The organism is Sphingobacterium puteale, from assembly GCF_050986225.1.
In the GTDB taxonomy this organism is placed as follows: Bacteria; Bacteroidota; Bacteroidia; order Sphingobacteriales; family Sphingobacteriaceae; genus Sphingobacterium; species Sphingobacterium puteale.
Genome location: NZ_CP158959.1, coordinates 239065 through 262777 on the forward strand (window position 1 = coordinate 239065; position 23713 = coordinate 262777).

Below are 23713 nucleotides of genomic sequence, written 5' to 3' on the forward strand. Positions count from 1 at the left end.
CGGATAACATCATGTTATCCGCTTTTTTTAGCTGAAATAGTTCCGAATACGTCTAGGATAAACTGGCACCGAAGAATCATCATAGAATTAAAATATTAATGCAACTATATTGCTTTTGATTATGTAATTTTTATATTTGCATCTGTGTTGCATTTAAAATTTAACAGATGATCAAACCAATAAAAATTATCCTAGCATTTATGTTGTTATCAGGGCTATTGCCGTCCTGTAAAAAAGAGGAACAAGCGCCTGTGCCTAATCCGCCAACTGCTGAACATGTAGAAATCGGTTATGCGAATAACAAGCAGGCAATCCGGGGCCGCGATTTTCATTTTAATGCGGATCTCTTGGCCGGCGATAAAATTGAATCCGTTCAGGTCAAGATTTTGCCGAAAGCTGGGCAGACTTATAGCGCGGCCTGGAAATTGGAAATTGCTTGGGACGAGTACAAAGGGCTAAAAAATGCCAATGTGCACAAACATTTTACCATTCCAACGGAAGCTCCTGAAGGAAAATATGATTTCTTTTTTATTGTAAATGATGTCAACGGCGCGAAACTGGAACTAAAAGAAGATTTTCAGATTTTTGATGCGACCAATATGCCTGTCGATCCTGTCGTGGACCGGGATATCTTTTCGCGTAATGACGACATGGTCTACTACATGAATACTTTTGTTGAAGATCCTATCGTGTTCAAGAAAGGAGATAAGTTTACTGCTCGGGCACAGATCAAGCAAATACAGGGAGATGGTATTTTATATACTGCATTGATCAAACGGACATTGAATCATTTCCCTGAAACAGTCGATAAGCTAGACCTCACTAAAGCCATAATTATCTCCAAAGTCGAACATCGGGAATTGGGACCCGCCGCTAAGGTAAATACCTATAAGTTGGTCAATGGAACGCTGAGTGGAGATGATATCATGATCGGTGCCGAAAAAGACGGTTTGGGAAGTCCAATTAATGGCGAACGTCAATGGGCTTCAGGTCAGTACAATCTGGTGATCTTATATAAAAACACAACCTTTAATATGAGTACTTTCAAATCAATTCCAGTCACCATTGCCTATTAAAAATCTATCCCGTTAAATCGCATATACGTGTATCTCCTGTCAAGGGATACACGCATGTGCTTGAACATTATCTTGGTAGGCTTTCTGGACGTCGCATACGATAACTGGTGGCGGTAATGGCATGCAAAAATGCCTCAATCGCTTTGATTTCTGATTTACTCAGATGGAGTGGTTGCATCAGTGGATCGGTCACAGGATAGAGTGGGTCTTTTGCTTTTTGCGCTGCGGTGGCCGAATTCATCTGCATACCACTGTTGTACATATTCAAGAGCCCTGTCATATTCCAGAATAAGCCGTTATGCATCCAGGGATCTGTATGCATAATATCGCGTAGGGATGGTGTCTGAAAACGCCCAACATCGCTGGGGTCTTTGGTAATCTCATAGCGGCCCAAATCCTCAAACTTACGTTTGTAATAGGTGAGTCCAATATTATGGTACAGATTATCTGTCAGAAACTGCCCATTGTGACAATTCATGCAACGCGCTTTTGTTCGAAAGAGGTGCAGCCCATGGATTTCCTCGTCGGTCAGCACCTTATAGTTTCCATCTAAAAACTCATCAAAGCGGCTCCTTCTACTGGTGAGCGTACGTTGAAAAGCGGCCAGCGCTTTCAGTACTTCTGGCATTGAATAATCTTCTTCGCCAAATGCGGCTTGAAAAAGTGTGTTGTATGCTGGGATAGCTTTCAGTTTGGGAATCAGCTGGGTAAGTTCCATATTCATCTCGTGATGCGCTTCAATGGGCCCCAAAGCCTGCTCTTCCAACGATCCGGCCCTGCCGTCCCAAAACAGTGCTTTACGGGCATAGACATTTAATAGGGAAGGGGTATTCCGCTGGCCCTCCAGATGGTCATTGCCGACTGGGACAGTTAACTTATCTGCCCAGGACGTTTGCGGATTATGGCAACTGCTACAGGATATTTGATTGCTCCCCGATAAAATAGGATCAAAAAATAATAATTTCCCCAGTTTGACATCGGGACGCTCCATTAGCGAAAAATAACTCGAATCAATCTTGGGTAATGATTTGAATTCCGACCAATTGACCCCTGGGTCAATCGTAGGCTTGGGCCATTCACTTACGGGTCGGGCGTAAGTTTGACGTAAATCCTCCTGATAGGAATAGACAAAAGAGGACAACACGGCCCCCAGCACTAGTAATAGCAATACTATACTTTTTTTCATTTCTCTCTCTTTTTACAAATAGAAATTGACACCCATGCGCCAATTCGTATTCTGACCTCGGAAGGCCTGACTGCTCACAACGATCTGTTTTGAGCTGGCGGCTGATTCAAATCGGAAATCGACAAAGAAGGCCATTTTTGTTTTGTTGACGATCCTTGCCGTTAGGTAGGATAATTTTGTCTGTATCGCTAAGACGTTGGCATCGTAATAGTAAAATTCAGGATAGGCAATCCCCTTGGTAAATGCATTGATTTGGCTGTCTGGAACCTCCAGACGGTTCGTTAATGCAAACCTATAGGAAGGGCTGAGTTGCACCCGAAAGCGGTCCGCCGACTTCCCGGTCTTCGACCAGGAGAGGGGAACTGTCACATCAATCCAGCGGCGTACCGCAAGATGCTCGGTCAAGGCGTCGTCACGCTTATCATATGCGCCCTGTACGGAGATTCCCGCTTCTTTGCGCGAGCTGGAGCCCGAAGCAAATGCTTTGCTATACAACAGGGCCATGTTCCATTGGCTCAAAAAGTAGTTTTTCCCACGATGATAGACGCCATCATGACCGTTTGCAGTTTTCAGGTTAAAGCGGAGCAGATTGCTATTGACCCTTTTGTCTGTAAAGAGCAGGTCGAGGTCAATCTGATCCAGATTGAATGTCTGTTTGATCTGATAGTGCTGTCTATGACGGACATCATTGGTATTTTCATTGTTGCGTATCAGATAGCTTGTCGACCAATATAACGTCCAGCTCGGCTGGTTCCATGTGCCAGCGAGTTCCAATCCACGGTACTGATCGTATTGCCGAAGGGCGGTTGAATCGAGCTCCTTCGTATAACCATAGCCAAAGCTGGTGAAATGATGATATTCCGGAAGGGCTGTCCCATCATTCAGCTTTCTGTTTTTATAGGAAATGTCGGTCTGCCCCCGCCCGTATCCCCAGATCCCTGAAAGGGAAAAGTGCTGCTGATTTGCGCTGACGTACGAAAGGCTGGGTTTCAGTAAGAATTTCATGCTGTAAAGTTCCATCCTTGGATCAACCGAACGTGTGGACCAATGGTGCGTATAATTGGCCTGTAGATCAGCTTGCCAGGGAGAATTTATCTTGTAACCCAGCTGTGCCTGTGCATCGTATGTCTGTCGCTCAAATTTCCCAGCTTTTGGGGTGTAAAAATAGCCCGGAATACGGTTGTCGTCCAGACCGCCCAGAAAGTAGGTAAGGCTGTCTTCCCAGGTTTTGGCATAGCTAAATGTCCCTGATACTATGATCTTATCCGAAAGATAGTTGACCCCGCGTGCCTCGAAGGCTGCAACAGCGGTTTTCTGAGCTTGCTGACTGGTGCGATAGTTCCGGTTTTTCAGGTCGTAATAAATCGTAAGGTCCCCGAAATTTTGTCTTGCGGTATCCTGAAGCAAGGTGCTGTGACCAAAAAGATACTGCATCTTCTGTTCACCGGCAATGCTCCACAGCACAGAATCTGACTGGTAATTCCGTTGGGCATACGCCTGAGAGCAACAAATGAGCAAGATAAAAAGGCTAAAGTAGCGCATAGCAAAAATTAAAGGGACAGCCTGGGCTGTCCCCATGCGTTAAAATATCAATCAATAAATGAACTTGCCGATTTGGATACGTCAGCTTTGTTCAGGTAGCCAAAATCTTCACTGGAATTGTTCGTATCTTTTAGTATCCGACGTCCATTGACAGTTTTTAATGTCTTACGGACCAGTGACTGGCTGGAATATTGTCCGGCTGGTACGAAGGTGCGTACAGCATCCAACGAAGTTGGTAGGCGCTTCGGCACGCGTTGACTTTCGGTTGGGTGCATCACTTCGACGGCATCATCAATATAGCTGACCGGAATCTGCAGCATTTTCTTTGTTGCAGCGGTGATCTCCCGCTGATCCGGTGTTGCCACTGTAGGTAGCGATTTAACGGCAGGCAGATTTGGATTAGCTTTGAATAGGATAAAAGCATCGCGGCCATTGGCCTTTAATACCATGTCATTGCCCGAAATAAAATAAGTGACATCCATATTGGTCACATTGGGATTATCGATGTCATATTTGTATGGTGTACCCCCCAGGTAGCTGATGAGATTGGTCTCAAAGTCGGCTTTGGATAAGTTGACCGTCAGGCTTGGATCGGTAATTACCACGCTGGTGTTGCCGTTGCCAGTATAAGATGCGGTATGGTCCACTGCTGTAGCGGCGATAATAATACTCTGACCGGGTTGAACAGGATATTTTTTGCCTGTTCCATCACTTGGTACCATAAATACCGTATTGGCATACACATAATCTTTATTGGCATCCATTCCGGCACCAACTGTGATGTCATGGGACTGGCTCCAGTCGTACTGATTGCTGCCCGGCAGAAAATATTGTCCACTATTGTTGTTGTTCTTGCCTTCTACCTGCCCGATATAAAGGCTATCGGCATAGAGCACCGTATTGGAATTGTTGTAGATTTCGAGGAATTGATCCCTAAAAGTCGCGCCTTTGGTGACATCTGATCCGGCATAGTAGATCTGTTTAAAAACCCAGTTACCGACCTTACCAATCACAAGATCAAGCTGTTTTTCGGTGTCGGTGCTGACATCCAGCCGTTCGATGGCGCCATTGAAGGTGATATCTTCTTCAGTGAAAACACCTGTTTTTTGCGTGTATTCCTGTGCGCTGACCACAAGTGTGGCCGAGACATCGTATGCACCGGGCGTTACACTGGCAAAGGATACTTTTCCTGTGTCCGTCCCTGCTGCGCTGTAGGATCCGCTCGTGGTGCGGTTGGTAATTTTGATGCTGGCTTTTGAGACATCAAAAGAAATATCCCCTTCGACAGCTTTTAATGTCAGCTGCAGCGATACTGGCCGTACGCGGTCCTCTTCAGACTTTTTACAGCCCGATAGGACGCTCACGATGAGCAGGGCAATAATAATTAAATTTCTGGTCATATTGTTGTCTGTTAAAATTTTATGGATGTTCCGATGGTTAAGCTGGGTTTATGATTTGGATCGAAGATCCGGTCGGTCCCATTGTCGAGTGTGACCAATTGGTATGGGCGTAGGTCCAACAGATTGTAGACACGCATATTAATTTTAAAATTTTTGCGGATTTCCTTCTCAAAACCCATATTCATTGTGGTGTAAACAAAAGGTGTATTTTCTGTTTTGCTATCTTTGGTTTGCTTGTTCAGTGTGTTGAATGGCGCCCCTTGTGCCTCGGCTGCTGTAAGCGTATGGAACCGAATATCGTCATCAAGGTAGGCTATTGGGGTCAGGCTGCTCAAGGTCTGATTGTCGCCCAGGATATTGATATCCAGCGAAAGGTTGATGACAAATCCAATGCGTGAAAAATGGGTTACCGTATTTAATTTTGAGAGCAGCGATTTCGCCGACAGACGAAGGGGTTCATAGTAAACCGTTTTGAGATAACGCACTTCATCCAGGTATGTTCTTTGCTCAGGATTAAAGGCTTCATTGATCGCATTTTTTGCTTTTGTATAATTATAGGAAGTATTCAGTGAAAAAGAAGTGGCAATAACCGGGATTTTAGGTGTAGACAAATACCATTCAAAGCCATAACTTTCCGATACCAGACCATTGGTCAATTGATGGTCAATGAAACCACCGTTGACAATGGTTTCTCCTGTAGGCGCATATTCAAATTTGTTTGTAGTTTGGTTTAACCAGTAACTGTATTTCGGTAGTTCATAGCGCCGCAAATTGCTCATCGCGTAGAAACCGTCACTATTTTTCTTGTAATAAGCATAAATTGATGTATTGACCCAGCGGCTCTTACGCGTTGCACCAAATTCTACTTGAAACGATTTGGATGGTTTGAGCTTACTGTTGTCAATCTGGATTTTATCCGTATAGAGAAGATACAGCGAGGGGTCAAGGCCACCGGTACTGGCGGTGATCAGATCATAATCGATGAAAGTAGGTCCGGGATACAGCTGTGCAAGCGATGGAGCCTTGGTCGCTATACCCAGGGCACCTGTAAAAGTCCATCGCTTATTCCATTGCAGCTGCGAATTAAAACGCGGTTGGATAGTACCATAACCATTTTGGATATCATAACGTACACCAAGGTTGTTGGACAAGGTACGTCGGCCCAAGTTAAGGTCAAACTGATCTTCGAGATAAAGACTCCAGTTTTTTGCGGCAGGAATATGCTCAAAAGAATAAGGCCTTAAATTTTGTTGGTTATAACCAACCAATCTGGGACGCTCGGGGTCGGATATGACGCCTTGCCCACCATTATTCGAATAATTGAAACCAGCGCCATAGCTAAAGTTGTGCCCGACAGTTCCGAGCTGTACCTGCCCATTAGACGAAACACTGGCCGAGGCTGTAATGGGTTTTCCGATGATCAGTTCTTCTGTCATGGTGGACAACAGCACATATTTGCCCTCATAGATTCCCATGGTATCCAAGTAAGCAATTGGCGTAAGCCCTCGGTTAACTGCATAGCTGGAATAGGATTCTTGTTTGCCCAGGGAGATACTAGTGTTTATTTGTAGATTTTTCATCCACTGTTGACCGATCTTAATCCCCATTCGGTTGTTCAGAGAAAATTTATTGTTTGTAAATTTCGACGTCCGCAATGTGATGTCATCGGGATCCTGACGCTTATTGTCATTCCGTCCCGAATAATCCAGTGAAACGGTATTTTTAATTTTTCCAAAAACATTGGTCCACATCAGACTTTGTGAATAGCGATGGAAGGATTTGACTTTGTCTTTCGGATCAGCGTTGCTGTAGGTCCAGTTGCTGCTAAAATTTAGGGCACCCCATTTTGGTGACAGCAAAAATCCCTTGCTGAGTGAACTGCTGGTCGAACCACCATTGATATTGAAACTGGCAACATAAGGACTCCGGCCGGCCTGGCGGTCGATAAGGACTGCGCCATTGGTCACTTCACCATATCGGGCAGGGGCAATGCCCTGGATGACTTCTATTTTTTCAATATTGTTCACGGGGATATCACGCAGATCAATTCCCTGAAAAGGCGTATCATAGCTCTTTGATTCCTGTGTTCCGAAATAACTGTCGCGGTAGCCGTTCATGGTGAGGGTACTTCCACTGAGACCACCCCGAGAAAGCCCTCGGGTTTGTAGATTGGCATCATTGGAAATCCGCATATCATCCATGATAATGGCGATGCCCTGCGAATTATTGATGTCAAAAGCACCAAGGGCGAGGCCGCCGCCGCGCAAGGTTAGGGTCGATAGACTATTGAGATCCAGGGGGAGTGTTTTTTTTCCGGGCAGCGCATTCATCACATCCACCAGACTGAACGCCTGCAATTGATCGATAGCCTGTTTGTCTATCTGAATGGACGAGTTGGAATGTCCATTGTCATTGATATCAGGTAAAATATTAACCTCTTCCAAGGTGAGTGAAAGATCGCGGAGTACAATGTTATGACGCACTTTCGATTGGTAGACAGGGTAGGATCGCTGGAGGGTCTGTTTTCCCAGATAAGCCACTTTAATACGGATCGAGTCGCGCGCCTGAATATCAAAATCAAAATTGCCCAGACGGTCGGTCATGTAGCTGGTATTGCTGTGGAGCAAGGTAACCGATGCAAAGGGTAAGGCCAGTCCCTGCTCATCTTTTACTGTTCCATAAAACCGCTCCTGTGCGTTGGCCATAACTGCCATGCCGCATAAAACCGATGCCATTAATTCTTTTTTCATAAGTACGTATAAAAACGCGAAAATTCAGCTTGAGTTTTTTTGCTGAATTAGTTGACGTCAAAAATAAGACAAAAAAGCTGTTTTTTCAAATTATTTTTAATCAATCTAAATATACAATTAAGTAATCATGAATATTGCATGCAGAAAAACGCATGTTTTGCGCTGCGAGCTATCAGGTCAAGTTTTTGCTTGCGATGCGGCGAATATGGATCCGGCTAAACTTTTTCTGTTGCAGACTTGTTGATTAAGGTATATGAAAAATATGATGTTATCCTATCCCCTTAGAAAGTGGATTACCACCTATGTATGCGGATGCTTCCTCGCGATTGTTATGCTGGCGGGTTGTCAAGACCGTAATGCCAAGCAGCAGCCGAAAAGTGAAGCAGAAAAAACAATGACCGAGCAGGCGGAAAATACCGACTTTACCCTGGCCTGGCTCAATGCTCTTTTTTATGAAGAAGATTTCGAGCCCGCTTTAAAATCGGATCTGCAGCTCAATAAAGAACAGATCAAGGCCTTAGAAGAGGCTGCCAGCACCGCTGTTGGCAAGCTAAGTGAGGATGCTGAACCGTCGACCAAATCGTTTAAAGAATCTATCAAACAGGCGACAGCAGAGATTGTTCGGATCCTTGGTGAACAGAAAGCTGGTCAGTTCTTCCATTTTATTGCCGCACGTTATACGGACGAGCAGAATACACTGCCCTTAGAACCTAATCAGGTTCCCGAAGATACACGGGTTGTTGTGAACGCACCAGCCTTCCGAATGGATGTATTTCAGCAGGGTAAGCTGATCAAAACCTACAAGGTGGGGGTGGGCTACCCGGAGTTTCCATTGCCAACAGGCGTACGTAAGGCAACTAATATCATTTTTAATCCGACCTGGACACCCCCGGATGAACCTTGGGTAAAGGGCAAGGTAAGTCCTGGTGAGAAAGTACCTGCCGGAAGCAAATTAAATCCACTGGGACCGATCAAAATTCCCATTGGCATGCCATCGTTGATTCATGGGGGAAAAGATGTCTCCAAACTTGGGGCTTTTGCTTCCCATGGTTGTGTGGGACTTACGGATGGACAGGTGCAGGATTTTACCCAGCTGCTTGCTCAGGTATCGGGAAGTCCAATTTCAGCGGACAAAATTGCCGACTATGAGAAGAAAAACACCAAAACAGAATCGGTTAAGCTAACACAGCCGGTGCTGGTAGAACTGCGTTATGAAACCATCGTTGCGCAAGATGGTCAGCTGCACATTTATAGAGATATATACGAGCGTGGTACCAATACTGTCGAAAATGCGACCCGTGTACTCGATAACTATGGCGTCAAATTTGAAAAACTCAGTGAGCAGGAAAAAAATAGCCTGACCCAAGCCTTGGCGGAAATGAATACCGATGCGCGTGGCAACAAAATTGCCGGGACTGATCATCCCGATCAGGCCACAAAAGGAGACAGTGCGCAGAAAAGAGATGCGGACAAAGAAAACCGGAAGGAAAAGGGGCAGGTGACCAGGAAAGTCATCGGTCAGCAGGAAATGGCTATACCCATTGCCGCACTACGTGGAAAGGGCTATCCGATTCCGGTTGCGTACAATATAGGAAAATAGTTTCCAAACATAGGTTGCTTCTGGTAACGGAAGCAACCTATATTTAAAATAGAAAATTTTATTTGACCTTGACCAATTAGATAATTAAACACTCAACTCCGCTTTTTTTTCAAATAGAACTGATTTCATCTACCTCACGATGGCCTACTTAGTTTTTTTTGCTGATTTATTCGTTTTAAACGGATTGATAAGGATGCCTTAAACGCGCGCTATTTTAAGATTAAGAGTGACTCATAGCGGGGCTTTCGATCGCTCTTAGTAACTATTTTTGCATTTGTCATATTTTTATATTCAATTTGTTTACTTAAATTGATTATGAGAACCTAGTCAAATTGGAGATATTGTATTTTAGTAGGGAAGCAGTATGGAAGGATTCTATTCTGAAACTCAGGCCGAAGCTCAAGATAGTGTGCTGATTGCACGAATAAAAAAAGGCGATGAGGAGGCGTTCACAATATTTTATAAACGTCATTTTTCGAAAATGTATCTTGCTGCTGTTCATTTGCTCAAAGAGGAGGATATGGCAAACGATGCTGTGCAGGAATTGTTTATGGAGCTGTGGCATCGGCCTGAACGTATTGATTCAACAGGTAACATCAAGGGATATTTGTATACGGTACTCCGAAATAAGATCCTTTCCAACATGAATCGTAGTAAATATTTTAACGAATACGTCAGCTCTTATTTGGCGTTTCAACATCAAAATACCTGTGACACTGAGGAAACAGTCCTCTTGCGTGAACTTGAACGTATATTGGAAGAGAAGATAGCCTTGCTACCTCCCAAAATGCAAGCCGTATATCAGCTCTCGCGCGATGGAAAGCTATCCAATAAAGAAATTGCTGAGCAATTGAATATTACTGAAGGTACTGTAAAGCAGCATAAACATCAGGCCATGCGCATCCTGAGGAGTAAGTTTCCGAGACTCCTGTTGTTCTTCCTGTTTTTTTATAATGAGGATATCTTTTAGCCTAATCCCCCTCAAAATAAATATAACCGACCCTATTTATTTTTTTTTATTTTCCAACTATAACTTCTCGCGCTGTCATTCGTATTAAAGATACAAGACCCAAAACAGGTTGGGCTGTAGGATCGAAATTGTTATGCAGGAACGAGAAAAAATTAAACAATTATTTGACCGATATCAACGAGGGCAGTGTACAGCTGAAGAGAAAGCAGACTTACATGCTTGGTTTAACCACTATGCGGAGCGCGAGGCCGATGGTCTTGATGAGATCGCTCGATTGTATCAAGAAGATGCCCAGGAGCAAGATAACGAAGTCATCAATCCTGCTCCTAAAGTGAGACGGATACTGCCGTATGTTGCTGCTGCAATAGTGATTGTTGCGATGATAGCGACCTTAATTTTTAATCTCAGCAGACATAACCTTGGTCGGGAAGCCTTGATGGCCAAACTTGAAAAAAATGATGTCTTGCCCGGTGGAAATAGGGCTAAACTGACCCTGGCAGATGGAACGGCAATAGATTTGGATAGAGACCAAAATGGTATTATGGTTAGCGCAAACAAGATTAATTATCCTGATGGAAACGGCAATATCGTTCAACTCGATGACAACGTAGTCAGTCAGCTTGCACTCTCCACGCCTAAAGGAGGTACTTATCAATTGATGTTGGCAGATGGGACAAAGGTTTGGTTGAATGCGGGGTCTACGCTGCGTTATCCATCTCAATTTGCAAAAAATGAACGCGTGGTTGAAATTATAGGTGAAGCCTATTTTTCAGTTGTAAAGGATAAAACTCGCCCCTTCAGGGTCATTAGCCGTGGTCAGCACTTGGAGGTAATGGGTACGGAATTTAATATCTCGGCTTATAATAATGATCGCGAGATCAAAACAACTTTAGTGTCGGGCGCTGTACGATTGAAAACAAAGGATAAGCTTTTGCTGCTTTCCCCAGGTGAGCAAGCCGCTTGCTCTGAAAAAGGTGATATACATAAACAACCCATCGATGTGCAGCCCTTCGTCGCATGGAAAAACGGGGAGTTCTATTTCGAAAATACGCCCTTGACTGAAATGCTCAAGCAGCTGTCTAGGTGGTATGATATTGATGTGGTTTATGCAAGAGAAATCCCTAATGAACGCTTTTCCGGTACGATGTCACGCAATGTAACACTGCAGACTGTCCTCAAATTGCTTAAAATATCTGAAATAGGCTACCGTATTGAAAATAACAAACTAATTATCGAATAACCCTTATAACTGATCTTATGCATATGACCGATACAACTTAACCTACAACAAGCGATACCGAACAAAGATACAGGGAGAACGCACCACCATCCCCCCTGTTATGTCGGATAATATCGTATGATTATTTAACCATCCAATTCACATTACCCAATCACTGCAAACTTAAGAAAAAAAGTGTTGCAGTGGCAATTATAGGCCATGAATATGAATATTCGTTTTACCCGTAATTTACCATCGGGACAAACCGGAAGGCAAATCCTTCGAATTATGAGATTGACAACACTTTTTGTGCTGATGGGCTGTCTGCACATTAGCGCAAAATCAATTGCCCAGACAATAACCCTGGAAGCTCGTAGCTATTCATTAAAAGAGGTTTTTAAGGCCGTTCGGCAGCAGACCAATTATAAAGTCGTTTATAATGTACGTTTTCTGGATGGCGCTAAGGCTGTTTCGATTTCGGCTCATCAGATGCCGCTACAGCAATTTTTGAAACGGGCTCTTCGTGATCAGGATCTTCACTATAGCATCGAGGAAAACACGATTTTCATTGGTAGAAACATAGCTACTAATCCTGAAAAATTAAATGCGGTCGGCACTGCCCAGACCCAACAGCTTACGCTCTCAGGTAAGGTGACAAATACAGCAGGACAAGCATTGGGCGGCGTGACGATAAAAGTGAAGGGCACCAGTATGAATGTAATGACCAAACCGGATGGGAGCTTTACTATCCCCGTGCCTGCCGCACGTGTGACGCTGATCTTCAGTTCGGTTGGATTCAGTACGCATGAATTAATTGCCGACGCTGGTCAGAAAGAATTGAAGGTAGCCCTGCGTGCTGATCTGCAGCAATTGAACGAAATTGTTGTAGTGGGGTATACCGCTAAAAGTAAAAATGAATTGACCAGTGCTGTTACTGTGGTGTCGGGTGCCAAACTGAAGGATGTCACAGCCAATAGCGTGGGTACTATGCTGCAGGGGAAAGTGGCTGGCCTGCAGGTTGTAAATAGTTCCGGAGCACCTGGCGCAAACGCAGAAATTAGGCTGAGGGGCGTGTCTTCTGTCAATGCAAACCAAAGTCCGCTGATCGTAGTAGATGGTATTATAGGCGGTAATTATGATCCCAATGATGTGGAAAATATAACCGTACTGAAAGATGCTGGCGCGACAGCTTTATATGGATCCCAGGCCAATGCTGGCGTCATTATCGTCACCACAAAAAATGCCAAAGAGGAAGGCCTGGGATTTGAAGCAAAAGTCGCTTCGGGGTTCCGCAACCCTGACTTTGGAAAACTCAAACTGATGAACAGTCGTCAGCTGTATGACTATCAGAAAGAATTCTACCGCGATTATATCCCCGGAGCAACAGACAATAGTTATAAAATAGATTTAGGGAAATTCTACGCAGAACGGCCATTGGACTTACTTGACCAAAATTATGATTGGTCCAAGGAATCTTTTAAATCGGCCCCGATCTATAATTTCTATATGTCCGCAAGAGGGAAAAGCAGCAAAAATGACTATTATATCGGTGCATCTTATTACCGGGAAAAAGGAACATTTGTCAAAACTAATTATGAAAGACTTAATTTGAGAGGGAACTCGACCTATCACATCAATGCAAGATTGGATGTAATCAACAATATCAACATCAGTGGCAGCCGAGGAATGAATAATGATTATATGGATATGTATTATGCATTTCTTAATCTTCCTTGGGACAATCCTTACGATAACAATGGACAGCCCGTCTATGTGGATGGCGCCTCATCGTTTAAATGGTGGTCCCGGGATAAGATCAATCCGATTCATACCGTAGCCAACTCGGAGCATACCACGAAAGGGTTTGATATCAATTATGATCTGGGTGCAAATTATCGCATCACCGATTGGCTGACATTTACGAGTACCAATCGCGTGTCAGCCTCGTATAATAAGGGGGTAAATTATGTGTCGCCCTTGGCCGCAGGTACGTATCATGGTGATGGGTACCTGGATGAATTGAATGCCTTGAACTATGGTATTATCAGTAATCAGCTTTTTAAGTTTAATTTTCCAATGGATGATCATGTGATCAATGGTTTTGTGGGCGGGGCGTTTGAAAGTGGGCGAACAGAATATTCCGGTGGTTCAGGGAAAGGATTGCCCGAGGGACTAAAAGTGCCTAACGTGATATCCAGTAATCAAAAACTGAATGGCTACCATATCGGTACAACCTTGCAGTCGCTTTTGTCCCAGATGAATTATAGCTATAAGAATCGGTATTTTATTTCGGGATCTTATAGATACGATGGCTCTTCTAACTTTGTGCCAAGCAAACGCTATGGTGGCTTTCCCTCTTTATCCGCCGCCTGGTCTGTGAGTAGTGAAGAATTTATGGCATCGAATAAGACCATAGATAACCTCAAGGTTCGTGCGAGTTATGGTTTTACAGGAACACAGGATATTGGAGCTTCACGCTATCTGGGCTTATTTTCGTTAACTGCACAATACAACAATATTGTCGGAGCTATACCTTACCAGTTGGCTAGCCCTAACCTAACCTGGGAAAGCAAGCGTCAGATGAATCTTGGGTTAGATATAGGTCTATTTAAACGTGTAAATCTAACCGTAGACGCCTATCGCAATGATACGAAAGATCTACTTTTGCAGGTCGCGCAGCCTCTTTCGGTGGGGTTTGAAACAAAATGGGAAAATGCAGGTACTGTGATCAACAAGGGCATAGAGATCGGCATTAGCTCGACCAATATCCAAACACAGCATTTTCAATGGACGACTGACTTTACAATTAATTTCAACAAGAATAAATTGGCTGGTTTCCCATCCGATATTGTCAGGACCAGTTCGACTGGGGTGACGCAGATTTATCGCAATGGAGGTAATCTTTTTGAGTTTTATATGCCCAAATGGCTCGGTGTTGATCCGGAGAACGGCGCCCCGCTCTGGGAAAAATTAGTCGACAATAACGGTGCTCAACTCCCCATACCGGAGAAAACTGCGGACTATGCACAGGCGACAAATCAAGAAGTGGGATCGGCCTTGCCAAAATACCAGGGGGGATTCAATAATAGCTTTAGGTATAAAAATTTTCAGTTCAGTGTGAGTACATATTTTAATTATGGCAACAAAGTGTTCAGCAATAATTTGCGCTATATGATGAATGATGGTCATGAACCTTATTATAATCAGATCAGATTACCGGATGGTGCCAAAATCTGGAGTGCCCCCGGAGACCTGAAAGCGACCGAACCAAGCCCTCAAAATTCGGCGAATTCGACAGAAACATCGAGTCGTTACCTTAAAAATGGAAGCTACTTTGCAATTCGTAACCTGAACTTTAGTTATACATTACCGCAAGACTGGGCGCGTAAAATGGCAATGAAGGCTGTCACCATTGGCGCTACAGCAGACAATGTGGCAATTTTTACCAACTTTCTTGGGCAGGATCCGCAAACAACAGTAACACAGGCATCCTATGCCATGCCGGGAGTTTCCGATTTTAAGTATCCCAACAACAGACAGTATCTGTTGAACCTCACTTTTAACTTTTAAACTGGCTACGGCCCGCAACAATATTGTTTATGAAAAAGAAACTATTCTCCGCCATAGTACCTGTTTTACTGATGCTGGGAAGCTGTAAGAACCTTGATTTCCCGCCGAGTGATGCGATAAGCACAACGACATTGATTACCACAAAAGATGGATTAACCAATGCGCTGAATGGTGCATATGCTTTATTTAAAGACCATATCGAATTTAATGGAACAACCGATAATAATAACATGTACCTGCGGCAATTTTATCATTTATCAGATTTTGCAAGCGATGATATCGTCTGTGCGCAGATAACAACAGACCCACTATTTTATAGTTTTACCCTAGGACACTCTCCAGCGCAGTCTAATACACGCTATTTTTGGTATATCTCCTATAAAATTATCACTGGAGTCAATACCGTAATCGATGCGGTCGAAAAATCGGGAAAATCGGATGTAGAAACCAATCAATTACTGGGAGAATGTTATTTCTTGCGTGCATTTTGCCATTTTAATCTGGTACGCTTATTTGGCAAACCCTACAGTGTGGATCCCCAAGCGCCTGGGATTATCCTGCGGACCAGCTTAAGCGACCCCGCAAAGAAAGGACGGTCTTCTGTAAAGGAGGTGTATGAATCTGTACTTGCTGATGCTGAAAAGGCGGCTGTACTAATGACTAAACCTAGGGGGGTACAATACGCATCTCAATATGCTGCATGGTCTTTACTGGCGCGTGTAAATTTGTATAAAGAAGATAATCTCAAAGCAATCGAATATGCAGACAAAGTGATTGAGTCAGGCAAGTATACATTATCTTCGACGGCGACTTATCCTGCATTATTTGCCAATGCGACTGCTGGTTCGGAAACTATTTTCTGTATCGCATTTACACAGGTTGATGACTATGGAAAATTTGGTTCTATTGCGTCAATGATCTATTCGGATGGTAATTCGGGATGGGGTGAGGAATATGCTTCATCTTCCTTGCGTGAGTTGATGGCAAAATATCCCGAAGATGTACGCTGGTCCTATATCGTTCCTTTAAAGGATGCATCGGGAAAAATACAGAAGAAAAATGGTATTGAGGTATACTACATCAGTAAGTTTTCGTTTCAGGATGGTTTGCCCAATTTGAGCTCCCCAATTATGTTTAGACTCGCAGAGCTGTATTTGATCCGTGCAGAAGCCAAGGCAAAGAATAATGCCGCAGCGGCAGCACTTGATGATGTGGATATGATCCGTAAAAACCGGGGACTGGCGCATGCCTTATACAATAAGGTCGTTCCTGCCGGAAGTACGGCTCTGGACGTCGTACTCAACGAAAAAAGAATAGAAATGGCTTTCGAAGGACATCGTGCCTATGACCTTTACCGCAACAGAAAGGCGATGGATAAAAGTTATTGGGGATATCACCTGTCTGGGCTCAAGGAGACGGATATCGATCTGAGCAAAAAGCCGGCTGGATTTCCGAATCTAAGTGTACCTTATTCAAATCCACGTATTATTTACTATCTACCTATAGATGAGATGTTAAGTAACCCCCTTGTTATACAGAATCCTTGATCCGTTGACTTTAAATATACAGTATTATGCAAAATGCTAAAAATATAAAAATCCATCTGCTCGTGTTATCCGCAGTAATAAGCTTCGCCCTTAATGCATGTAAAAAAGATGGATATACGCCACAGATTGATCTGCAGTATGAAGTGAATGTGGATGGCGCCACAGTGTCCTTTAATGTAAAAACGGAAGGGGTGACCGATTATCACTGGGATTTCGGAGATGGGCAGGAATCGACAGAAGCAAATCCCGTCCATCACTATGCAGGTAAGGGGAAGTATGTACCGGTACTAAAGGCATTGGTCAACGGCAAAAATGCTGAATCTGCAACTGTGATTCGCATAGCGAAAACTTCGGTAATAAAAATCAATGACAATTCATTGGACGATTGGCAAACAGTGACCAAAGATGTCATTCCATTGGGGAAAGATAAAGGCGTATTCGAAACCGTAAAATTGGATTATGATGGCAATAATGTCTATCTGTATGTCGCGATGGCCGGAAAGAAATCGGATGCGGCTATTTTCGATCTCTATATAGACGCCGATAATAATGCCGGTACTGGACTGCTGACGAATACCTTTACCAGTGGCGGTTTTGATATCTTGTTGGAAGGTCAATTACTAAAAACAGGACTGGATATCTTTTATCACAACAGTAGCGACCAGACGGCATTTTCTTTTGATCAGCAGTCGATCGCGGAGGCGTATAAAGTCGGTACGGTGAAAGAAGAAAATGGAATGCTCAAATTTGAAGTAAGTATCGCCCGTGGCAAACTTAAAGGCCTGACGGGACAGGGGATACGTATCGGTTTGCAGGCCATCAAAAATGATTGGACCCAGACCCTGGGAAGTGCACCAGATGTGGGAACGCCAAGTTATTTTTTGGATATGTCTGAGTGACCTTGAATAAGAATTATTTATTGACGAATAGACACCAATTGAATAGGTAAATTATGGTAAATGAAAAAGGTCTGATAAAGGATCATAAAGGAGTCGGACGATTGGCCTCGTTGGATATCATGCGGGGGCTGATCATGATCTTGCTCTGTGCGGAAAGCTGCTTGCTCTACCAAAGGTTAAAAAATATATCTTCCGTTTCTGCTTTGGCAAAAATAGTTGATCAGTTTTTCCACCATCCTTGGCATGGTCTCCATTTTTGGGATTTGGTACAACCCGCTTTTATGTTTATCGCGGGGGTAGCTATGTATATTTCGTACAACGGAAAAAAGTCGAAAGGGCAGCATTGGCAACAAAATCTTGGACATATCTTAATCCGTAGTCTAAAACTTTTTATATGCGGACTCGCGCTACATTGCGTCTATGCGGGTAAACCGGTATTTGAACTATGGAATGTATTAACGCAACTAGCTTTTACGACGATACTGGCCTACATGATTATTGATCAGTCTAACCGTTGGCAGTTGCTGTGTTCCATTGCACTCATCCTATTGACTGAAGTCCTTTACCGAACCGTATCGCCGCCAGGATTTGACCAACCATTTGAGCCGGGAAAGAACTTTGGCGCTTACCTAGATCAGGTTTTGATGGGCAAAATAAATAGTGATGGATGGGTAGCATTTAATGCGGTGCCCACAGCAGCACATACCATTTGGGGCGTACTGATAGGACGCCTTTTGATGACTGAAAAAACCAAGCGAAGTAAGATGTTTATTATGCTGCTGGCTGGGACAATTGCCCTGCTGATCGGCTTTGGACTGGATCTAGCTGGAATTACACCGATTATAAAGCGCATCAGTACAAGTTCTTTTGTTTTTGCTTCCGCAGGATGGGTATTATGGATGATGGCTGGACTTTATTGGTTGACTGACATCAAGCAGTATAACCGCTATGCATGGGTTTGTACTGTTGTAGGCATGAACTCGATCTTTATATACTTGTTTTTTGAAACTGTCGGAATGCAGTGGCTTAATGGTACGGTCGCAATTTTTACGGGCGATATGCTCCATCTGCTCGTCCATTTGCCCTTATCTATTGCAGCGCTCATCTCGGCAATCGTCGCATTGCTATTGCAGTGGGGACTGTGCTACTGGCTGTTTAAACGTAAGATCTTTTTTAAATTATGATTAACCGGAATTCTGGGAATAGGAATTAACTTAAATAAACTAATGATGAAAAAAATACTTTTGTACATACTATTGGCGATGATGTTTGCTTCTTGTAGCAAAAATAGCCCACTCAAGGAAACAGCAATGGAAGAGGGGTCGGTAAAAAAAGCGGGGTTGCTAGCGCTGTCAAATATGTATGTCAATGCAACGACAGGAAGCGATGCGAATACCGGTACATCAGCATCAGTACCCTTGAAATCAATTCAGGCGGCGCTAAATAAGACAACCGATGGAATAGGTGCCACGATCTATGTCGCTGGCGGAATCTATAACGAGCGCCTCTATTGGCCTGCATCCGGTGCTTCGGCAACAGCTCCCATTACCTTGACAAATTATGACAATGGCGTTGTCGTCCTGGATGGTAGTAATGCAACGAATGCCACACAGAACGAAATGATAGCAATCGCTGGTAGAAGTCATATCCGTATCAACAATATCCATATAACCAATAATATAAGAAGTTTTGCAAAGGGCATATATGTGGTCGGAACGGGGACGGATATTCAGGTGACAAATTGTAAGATTTCTAATATCGGATGGACAACAAATCCTTCGGCAATACCAGCAAGTACTGATAACGCGAGTCCGTTTATTATCGTGGGATCTACCGCAACCCCTTATAGCCAGATTTATATTGGAAATAACGAAATATTCAATTGTGTGACTGGATATAGTGAAGGGCTTACCCTAACTGGAAATGTAGAGAATTTTTTGATCGAATCGAATTCCGTCCATGATATCTCGAATATCGGTATAAACATGTCAGGTAATTATGCTTGGACTGGTGCTCCCTCCAGCTTAAATTATGCCCGCAACGGTAATGTCAAGAATAACGTGGTCTACAATTGTGTATCACCTGTAGCTACTTCGGGCGGAATTTATATTGACGGAGGAAAGTGGATAACTATCGAAGGTAATAAGGTTTATAAAAACTATGCAGGGATCAGTGTCGGCTGTGAAAATGACAACAATACGGTTGAAGGGGTGAATATCCGGAGTAATTTTATCTATGATAATATAGAAGCAGGCTTGCTTATCGGTGCTAATCAACCGAACAGTAAAGTTGTAAATACTGTGGTTAGTAACAATACCTTTTTCCAGAATTATAATAAAGGGGGCTGGGGAGGGGAGATCTCCCTGCAAAATTTAGATCAGGTATCTTTTGTCAACAATATTATTTACGCAAAGTCAGCTATCGCAATTATTGCTTCCTTGGGATATACAGCATCCAATCTGGCTTTCAATTTTAACAAGTACTATTCTGCCACAACTGCTGCTGCAAATATGGTATTTGATTGGGGCGGTGTAAATGGAACGACCTATACGGGCCTCGCAAATTTTACGACGGCGACGGGATTAGATGCCAATTCAACCTATGGGAACCCTGGATTGGTATCTATCCTATTGTCAAATCCGGATCTTCATTTGACCAGTACATCCGGTTGTATAAATGCCGGGATGCCAGATTATGTGCTCAAGCCTGACGAGTTGGATATCGATCGAGGTAATAGGCTGATCAATGCAAGAATTGACATCGGCGCTCATGAAACACTGTATTAATGTTTGTTTCCCTCTCACGACGATAGCCGTTGTGGGGGGATTTTTTTAAAGTTATGATGTACATTTATTAGATGATAAGACATGGAATTAAACAAGCGAAACAACAAGCTTAAAAAATATATGTTTGGATTTTTGGATAATATCAGACGGTTAAAGGCCAAAAATCCACTTATAAAGGAAATTTGGGTGGAGGATCTTGGAGCTTATTTGTTTAAATTGAATAATCGCGTTTTTTTTCTCGTCGATATGGAGGCGGGGTGTATTTCACTCGCCTGTTACGATAGCTGTCGGCCGATCATTAAAGCGCGATATCCTAAGCTTATATTTACACATCCCTATGTTTCCGAAAAAAGACTGCTGTCTATTTTTCTTCCAAATCAAGAGTCGAGCATAAAGTTGGCACTGGAGCTATTTGAAGCAGCACAGTCTGTTGTAGGTAGAAAAGCTTCCTAAGAAGTTGGAATAGGTGACGATATCAATGTGGATTAGAAGCAATCTTATGATAAGCAAGAGGCTGTCTCAAATTTATTTGGGACAGTTTTTTTGTTTAAAAAGTCTATGAGATAGATTTGTGTGTTGTTTGTTGGTTATTTGAAAAAGACTCATATGGAGGGGAGAAATGAACAAAAAGTAGCTTTTTAGGCCGCTTTTTTTCTTAGATTTTGTGCTATTGCCAATAATCCCCACTCTATGGACACTTTTTCTTTACCCCGGAGCATAAATCTTCGGAACCCATGGTTCTGTTTAATGTTTGCAAAGACAGGTTCGACGTCACAACACCTCTGTTTTCGTTTAGCTACACCTACATCGCTGTTGAGCAATTGGTATGCCCTGTTCATTACAAGATTCAAACTAAGTTTGAAATGACAAGAGGTTTAAATAATCGATTGAATTGCTTCTTTTTCTACTCCTGAATACAGACAAAATTCATCTAAAGTAACAGATTGATGATGCTGTTTGTTATTAACTTGTTTAATGGTGTGGTAGATACGTAGGCTTTGTCGGTAACTTTTACCGGTAATCCTGGCGATGTCTTTCGGATAAATACAAATTCTTCCCAAATAAAGAAATCCTTATTTAAAATAATTCGACCATTTTTAAATAAGGATTTCTTTATTTAATTTTGTGAGGCCAATTTTAAATAAGTGTTTATTCTATTTAAAATTTCATCGTAAATTTATTTCAATGAAAGATTTCAAACCAGGAAATTATATCAATCAAGGTTATTATAAAAGCTTTCAGCCCACTGAACTTAACAAACAATGGCTATTGGATGATATGGAGATACAACAATTGCTATCAAATGCCGATCGGCAGATGGGAAGATTAGATATGTATTCTGAATACATTCCTAATATAGATTTGTTCATTAGCATGCATGTGGCCAAGGAAGCTACACAAAGTAGCAAGATCGAGGGTACACAGACCAATATAGAGGATGCTTTTTTGGATAAAGAAGATCTAGGAGTTGAACGTAGAGACGATTGGGTGGAAGTTCATAATTATATTGAGGCGATGAACCAAGCAATTCATAAACTCAATGAGTTACCTTTTTCATCGCGATTAATTCGCGACACGCATCGTATTTTATTGCACAGTGTACGGGGGGAACATAAATTACCGGGCGAGTTTCGAACCAGTCAAAACTGGATTGGCGGAGCGACTATCAACGATGCTACTTTTATACCACCGGTACATTCTTCTATTCCGGAATTAATGAATGATTTGGAGAAATTCGCACATAATGAAGAATATTTTTTTCCTGATTTGTTAAAGATTGCATTGATTCATTATCAATTTGAAACTATTCACCCTTTTCTAGATGGTAATGGCCGTGTAGGACGTTTATTGATTACCCTTTATTTAGTAGATAGGGGAATTCTTAAAAAGCCTATTTTGTACTTATCGGATTTTTTTGAAAGAAACCGAGGATTATATTATGATAATTTAATGCGTGTCCGTACACACGGAGACATTAAACAATGGCTGAAGTTTTTTTTGGTTGGCATTATTGAAACGGCAAAAAACGGAATCGCGACATTTGACGCCATCCTAAAATTAAAAAAGGAAAAAGAAGAAATAATTCAGAGGAACAGTACAAGAAGCCACCATATACTCAATATTCTAGACCGCTTATATCAACGACCAATCATCAATGCACAGCAGGTTGTAGAATTTACAGGCGTATCTATGCCGACTGCTTACAAAATAATTGATGAAATGAAACAATATCACATCTTAAAAGAAATGACCGGCGGAAAAAGAGGACAAATATTTATGTTCGATCCCTATATTAAGTTATTTTGATATTATAAGTGAAATTATAATTGATTATAATAGTAACAGCGCAGTACGATTGCGCGTCCGCTGATACAGACGAATCTTATAATGATCTTTTTAGTTTTTTGAAAAAGTTCTCTTTTTATACTTGATAAAGAAATAAATAGTAAATTTCCTCTATAAAATGATATTCAGTGGCTGAGGAGAGAACGATAAATTGCTTTTTTTATGCAATTTATCTAAGTTCGACCAATACATTTATCAAGTGACAGGAGGCACAATTGAAATGGGAGTAATCGAAACAATAAAAAGGCAGGAACGAGAAAAGGGACTTAAGACTGGTATAGAAAAAGGAATTGAAAAAGCAAGCGTGAAGAAGCCATTGCAATAGCATTGGAGTTCAAGAAAAAGGGATTACCGATTGCCGATATTGCTAACGGTACTGGGCTTTCTATAGAAGAAATCGAAAAACTGTAATAACGTAATTTTAGCGTTTAAAAATATTTGTTGTGAGCCATGTCCGAAAGGGAGTGGCTTTTTATTTTTTAATCCAACAATTCTAGGAAATTATCCGGCATACCTCCTAGTGTTGACGGTCTATCAATTTTTAGGTAGCAAATACACCCAGTCGGTACTATCTAGGTATAAATTTTCCCAGCCGTGTTTATTGTATAGCAATTTTGGTAAGAAATTTACCAGTCTGAATGTGCCTTGGTATAAATTTTACCAAACATGTTCATAAAACGGCAATTTTCGGTAAAAAAATTACCAACCGGCAAACAATAAAAGACAGGAACGAGAAAGCTCTTAGGACCGGTATAGAGAAAGGTAAACAGGAAATAGCAATTGCTTTCGTTAGTAATGGTCAGTTATATGTTCAGTCTACAT

General features: G+C 42.4%; 16 protein-coding genes. 11 read left to right on the forward strand and 5 right to left on the reverse strand.

The features are described 5' to 3' along the window. Positions 1–167: 167 nt before the first annotated feature. Positions 168–1076, forward strand: coding sequence for a DUF4625 domain-containing protein (locus ABTV71_RS01020; protein WP_433901970.1), 909 nt, complete (start codon positions 168–170; stop codon positions 1074–1076). A 67-nt stretch (positions 1077–1143) separates the two neighbouring features. On the opposite strand, the gene ABTV71_RS01025 is transcribed toward ABTV71_RS01020, so the two are convergent. Genes ABTV71_RS01025 through ABTV71_RS01040 form a run of 4 tightly spaced genes read right to left on the reverse strand, consistent with a single transcriptional unit; the run spans position 1144 to position 7954 of the window. After that, on the reverse strand, positions 1144–2262 hold the full coding sequence (locus ABTV71_RS01025) for a cytochrome-c peroxidase (protein WP_433901971.1): 1119 nt from the start codon (positions 2260–2262) through the stop codon (positions 1144–1146). A gap of 12 nt (positions 2263–2274) precedes the next feature. Beyond that, entirely contained in the window at positions 2275–3840 is a 1566-nt protein-coding gene (locus ABTV71_RS01030) for a DUF6850 family outer membrane beta-barrel protein (RefSeq protein ID WP_433901972.1), read from the reverse strand. An 11-nt stretch (positions 3841–3851) separates the two neighbouring features. After that, on the reverse strand, positions 3852–5204 hold the full coding sequence (locus ABTV71_RS01035; RefSeq protein WP_433901973.1) for a DUF4876 domain-containing protein: 1353 nt from the start codon (positions 5202–5204) through the stop codon (positions 3852–3854). An 11-nt stretch (positions 5205–5215) separates the two neighbouring features. After that, a complete protein-coding gene (locus ABTV71_RS01040; protein WP_433901974.1) occupies positions 5216–7954 on the reverse strand; it encodes a TonB-dependent receptor in 2739 nt (912 codons plus the stop codon). Positions 7955–8216: 262 nt separating this feature from the next. On the opposite strand from ABTV71_RS01040, the gene ABTV71_RS01045 reads away from it, so the two are divergent. The 9 genes from ABTV71_RS01045 (at position 8217) to ABTV71_RS01085 (ending at position 20998) form a co-directional block, all read left to right on the forward strand. Beyond that, positions 8217–9554 carry a L,D-transpeptidase gene (locus ABTV71_RS01045; RefSeq protein WP_433901975.1) on the forward strand — a complete coding sequence of 446 codons (1338 nt, stop codon included), beginning with the start codon at positions 8217–8219 and terminating at the stop codon, positions 9552–9554. A 364-nt stretch (positions 9555–9918) separates the two neighbouring features. Further along, the gene (locus ABTV71_RS01050) at positions 9919–10524 is read left to right on the forward strand and encodes an RNA polymerase sigma factor (protein WP_433901976.1); all 606 of its coding nucleotides are present in this window, start codon (positions 9919–9921) and stop codon (positions 10522–10524) included. 133 nt (positions 10525–10657) lie between these two features. Then, a complete protein-coding gene (locus ABTV71_RS01055) occupies positions 10658–11764 on the forward strand; it encodes a FecR family protein (protein WP_433901977.1) in 1107 nt (368 codons plus the stop codon). A gap of 267 nt (positions 11765–12031) precedes the next feature. Beyond that, the gene (locus tag ABTV71_RS01060; protein ID WP_433901978.1) at positions 12032–15313 is read left to right on the forward strand and encodes a SusC/RagA family TonB-linked outer membrane protein; all 3282 of its coding nucleotides are present in this window, start codon (positions 12032–12034) and stop codon (positions 15311–15313) included. A 29-nt stretch (positions 15314–15342) separates the two neighbouring features. Further along, positions 15343–16860 carry a RagB/SusD family nutrient uptake outer membrane protein gene (locus ABTV71_RS01065; protein ID WP_433901979.1) on the forward strand — a complete coding sequence of 506 codons (1518 nt, stop codon included), beginning with the start codon at positions 15343–15345 and terminating at the stop codon, positions 16858–16860. A gap of 26 nt (positions 16861–16886) precedes the next feature. Further along, positions 16887–17759 (forward strand): PKD domain-containing protein, encoded by an 873-nt coding sequence (locus ABTV71_RS01070; protein WP_433901980.1) that lies wholly within the window; start codon positions 16887–16889, stop codon positions 17757–17759. 53 nt (positions 17760–17812) lie between these two features. Further along, the gene (locus tag ABTV71_RS01075; protein ID WP_433901981.1) at positions 17813–18943 is read left to right on the forward strand and encodes an acyltransferase family protein; all 1131 of its coding nucleotides are present in this window, start codon (positions 17813–17815) and stop codon (positions 18941–18943) included. A 42-nt stretch (positions 18944–18985) separates the two neighbouring features. Further along, positions 18986–20545, forward strand: a complete 1560-nt coding sequence (locus ABTV71_RS01080) for a right-handed parallel beta-helix repeat-containing protein (protein WP_433901982.1) — start codon at positions 18986–18988, stop codon at positions 20543–20545. A gap of 81 nt (positions 20546–20626) precedes the next feature. Further along, positions 20627–20998, forward strand: coding sequence for a hypothetical protein (locus tag ABTV71_RS01085; protein WP_433901983.1), 372 nt, complete (start codon positions 20627–20629; stop codon positions 20996–20998). Between the two features lie 185 nt (positions 20999–21183). Here ABTV71_RS01085 and ABTV71_RS01090 read toward each other — a convergent pair whose 3' ends face one another. Beyond that, complete coding sequence (locus ABTV71_RS01090) at positions 21184–21396, reverse strand: transposase (RefSeq protein WP_433901984.1); 213 nt, start codon at positions 21394–21396, stop codon at positions 21184–21186. Between the two features lie 334 nt (positions 21397–21730). On the opposite strand from ABTV71_RS01090, the gene ABTV71_RS01095 reads away from it, so the two are divergent. Continuing rightward, positions 21731–22852, forward strand: a complete 1122-nt coding sequence (locus ABTV71_RS01095; protein WP_433901985.1) for a Fic family protein — start codon at positions 21731–21733, stop codon at positions 22850–22852. Positions 22853–23713 lie beyond the last annotated feature (861 nt).

Excerpts from the sequence above, each read along its gene's own strand:
- ABTV71_RS01050 (WP_433901976.1), top strand. The coding sequence starts at position 9,919 with ATGGAAGGATTCTATTCTGAAACTCAGGCCGAAGCTCAAGATAGTGTG.
- ABTV71_RS01095 (WP_433901985.1), top strand. The coding sequence starts at position 21,731 with ATGAAAGATTTCAAACCAGGAAATTATATCAATCAAGGTTATTATAAA.
- ABTV71_RS01040 (WP_433901974.1), bottom strand. The coding sequence starts at position 7,954 with ATGAAAAAAGAATTAATGGCATCGGTTTTATGCGGCATGGCAGTTATG.
- ABTV71_RS01065 (WP_433901979.1), top strand. The coding sequence starts at position 15,343 with ATGAAAAAGAAACTATTCTCCGCCATAGTACCTGTTTTACTGATGCTG.
- ABTV71_RS01030 (WP_433901972.1), bottom strand. The coding sequence starts at position 3,840 with ATGGGGACAGCCCAGGCTGTCCCTTTAATTTTTGCTATGCGCTACTTT.
- ABTV71_RS01060 (WP_433901978.1), top strand. The coding sequence starts at position 12,032 with ATGAGATTGACAACACTTTTTGTGCTGATGGGCTGTCTGCACATTAGC.
- ABTV71_RS01085 (WP_433901983.1), top strand. The coding sequence starts at position 20,627 with ATGGAATTAAACAAGCGAAACAACAAGCTTAAAAAATATATGTTTGGA.
- ABTV71_RS01070 (WP_433901980.1), top strand. The coding sequence starts at position 16,887 with ATGCAAAATGCTAAAAATATAAAAATCCATCTGCTCGTGTTATCCGCA.
- ABTV71_RS01020 (WP_433901970.1), top strand. The coding sequence starts at position 168 with ATGATCAAACCAATAAAAATTATCCTAGCATTTATGTTGTTATCAGGG.
- ABTV71_RS01035 (WP_433901973.1), bottom strand. The coding sequence starts at position 5,204 with ATGACCAGAAATTTAATTATTATTGCCCTGCTCATCGTGAGCGTCCTA.
- ABTV71_RS01080 (WP_433901982.1), top strand. The coding sequence starts at position 18,986 with ATGATGAAAAAAATACTTTTGTACATACTATTGGCGATGATGTTTGCT.
- ABTV71_RS01055 (WP_433901977.1), top strand. The coding sequence starts at position 10,658 with ATGCAGGAACGAGAAAAAATTAAACAATTATTTGACCGATATCAACGA.
- ABTV71_RS01025 (WP_433901971.1), bottom strand. The coding sequence starts at position 2,262 with ATGAAAAAAAGTATAGTATTGCTATTACTAGTGCTGGGGGCCGTGTTG.
- ABTV71_RS01075 (WP_433901981.1), top strand. The coding sequence starts at position 17,813 with ATGGTAAATGAAAAAGGTCTGATAAAGGATCATAAAGGAGTCGGACGA.
- ABTV71_RS01045 (WP_433901975.1), top strand. The coding sequence starts at position 8,217 with ATGATGTTATCCTATCCCCTTAGAAAGTGGATTACCACCTATGTATGC.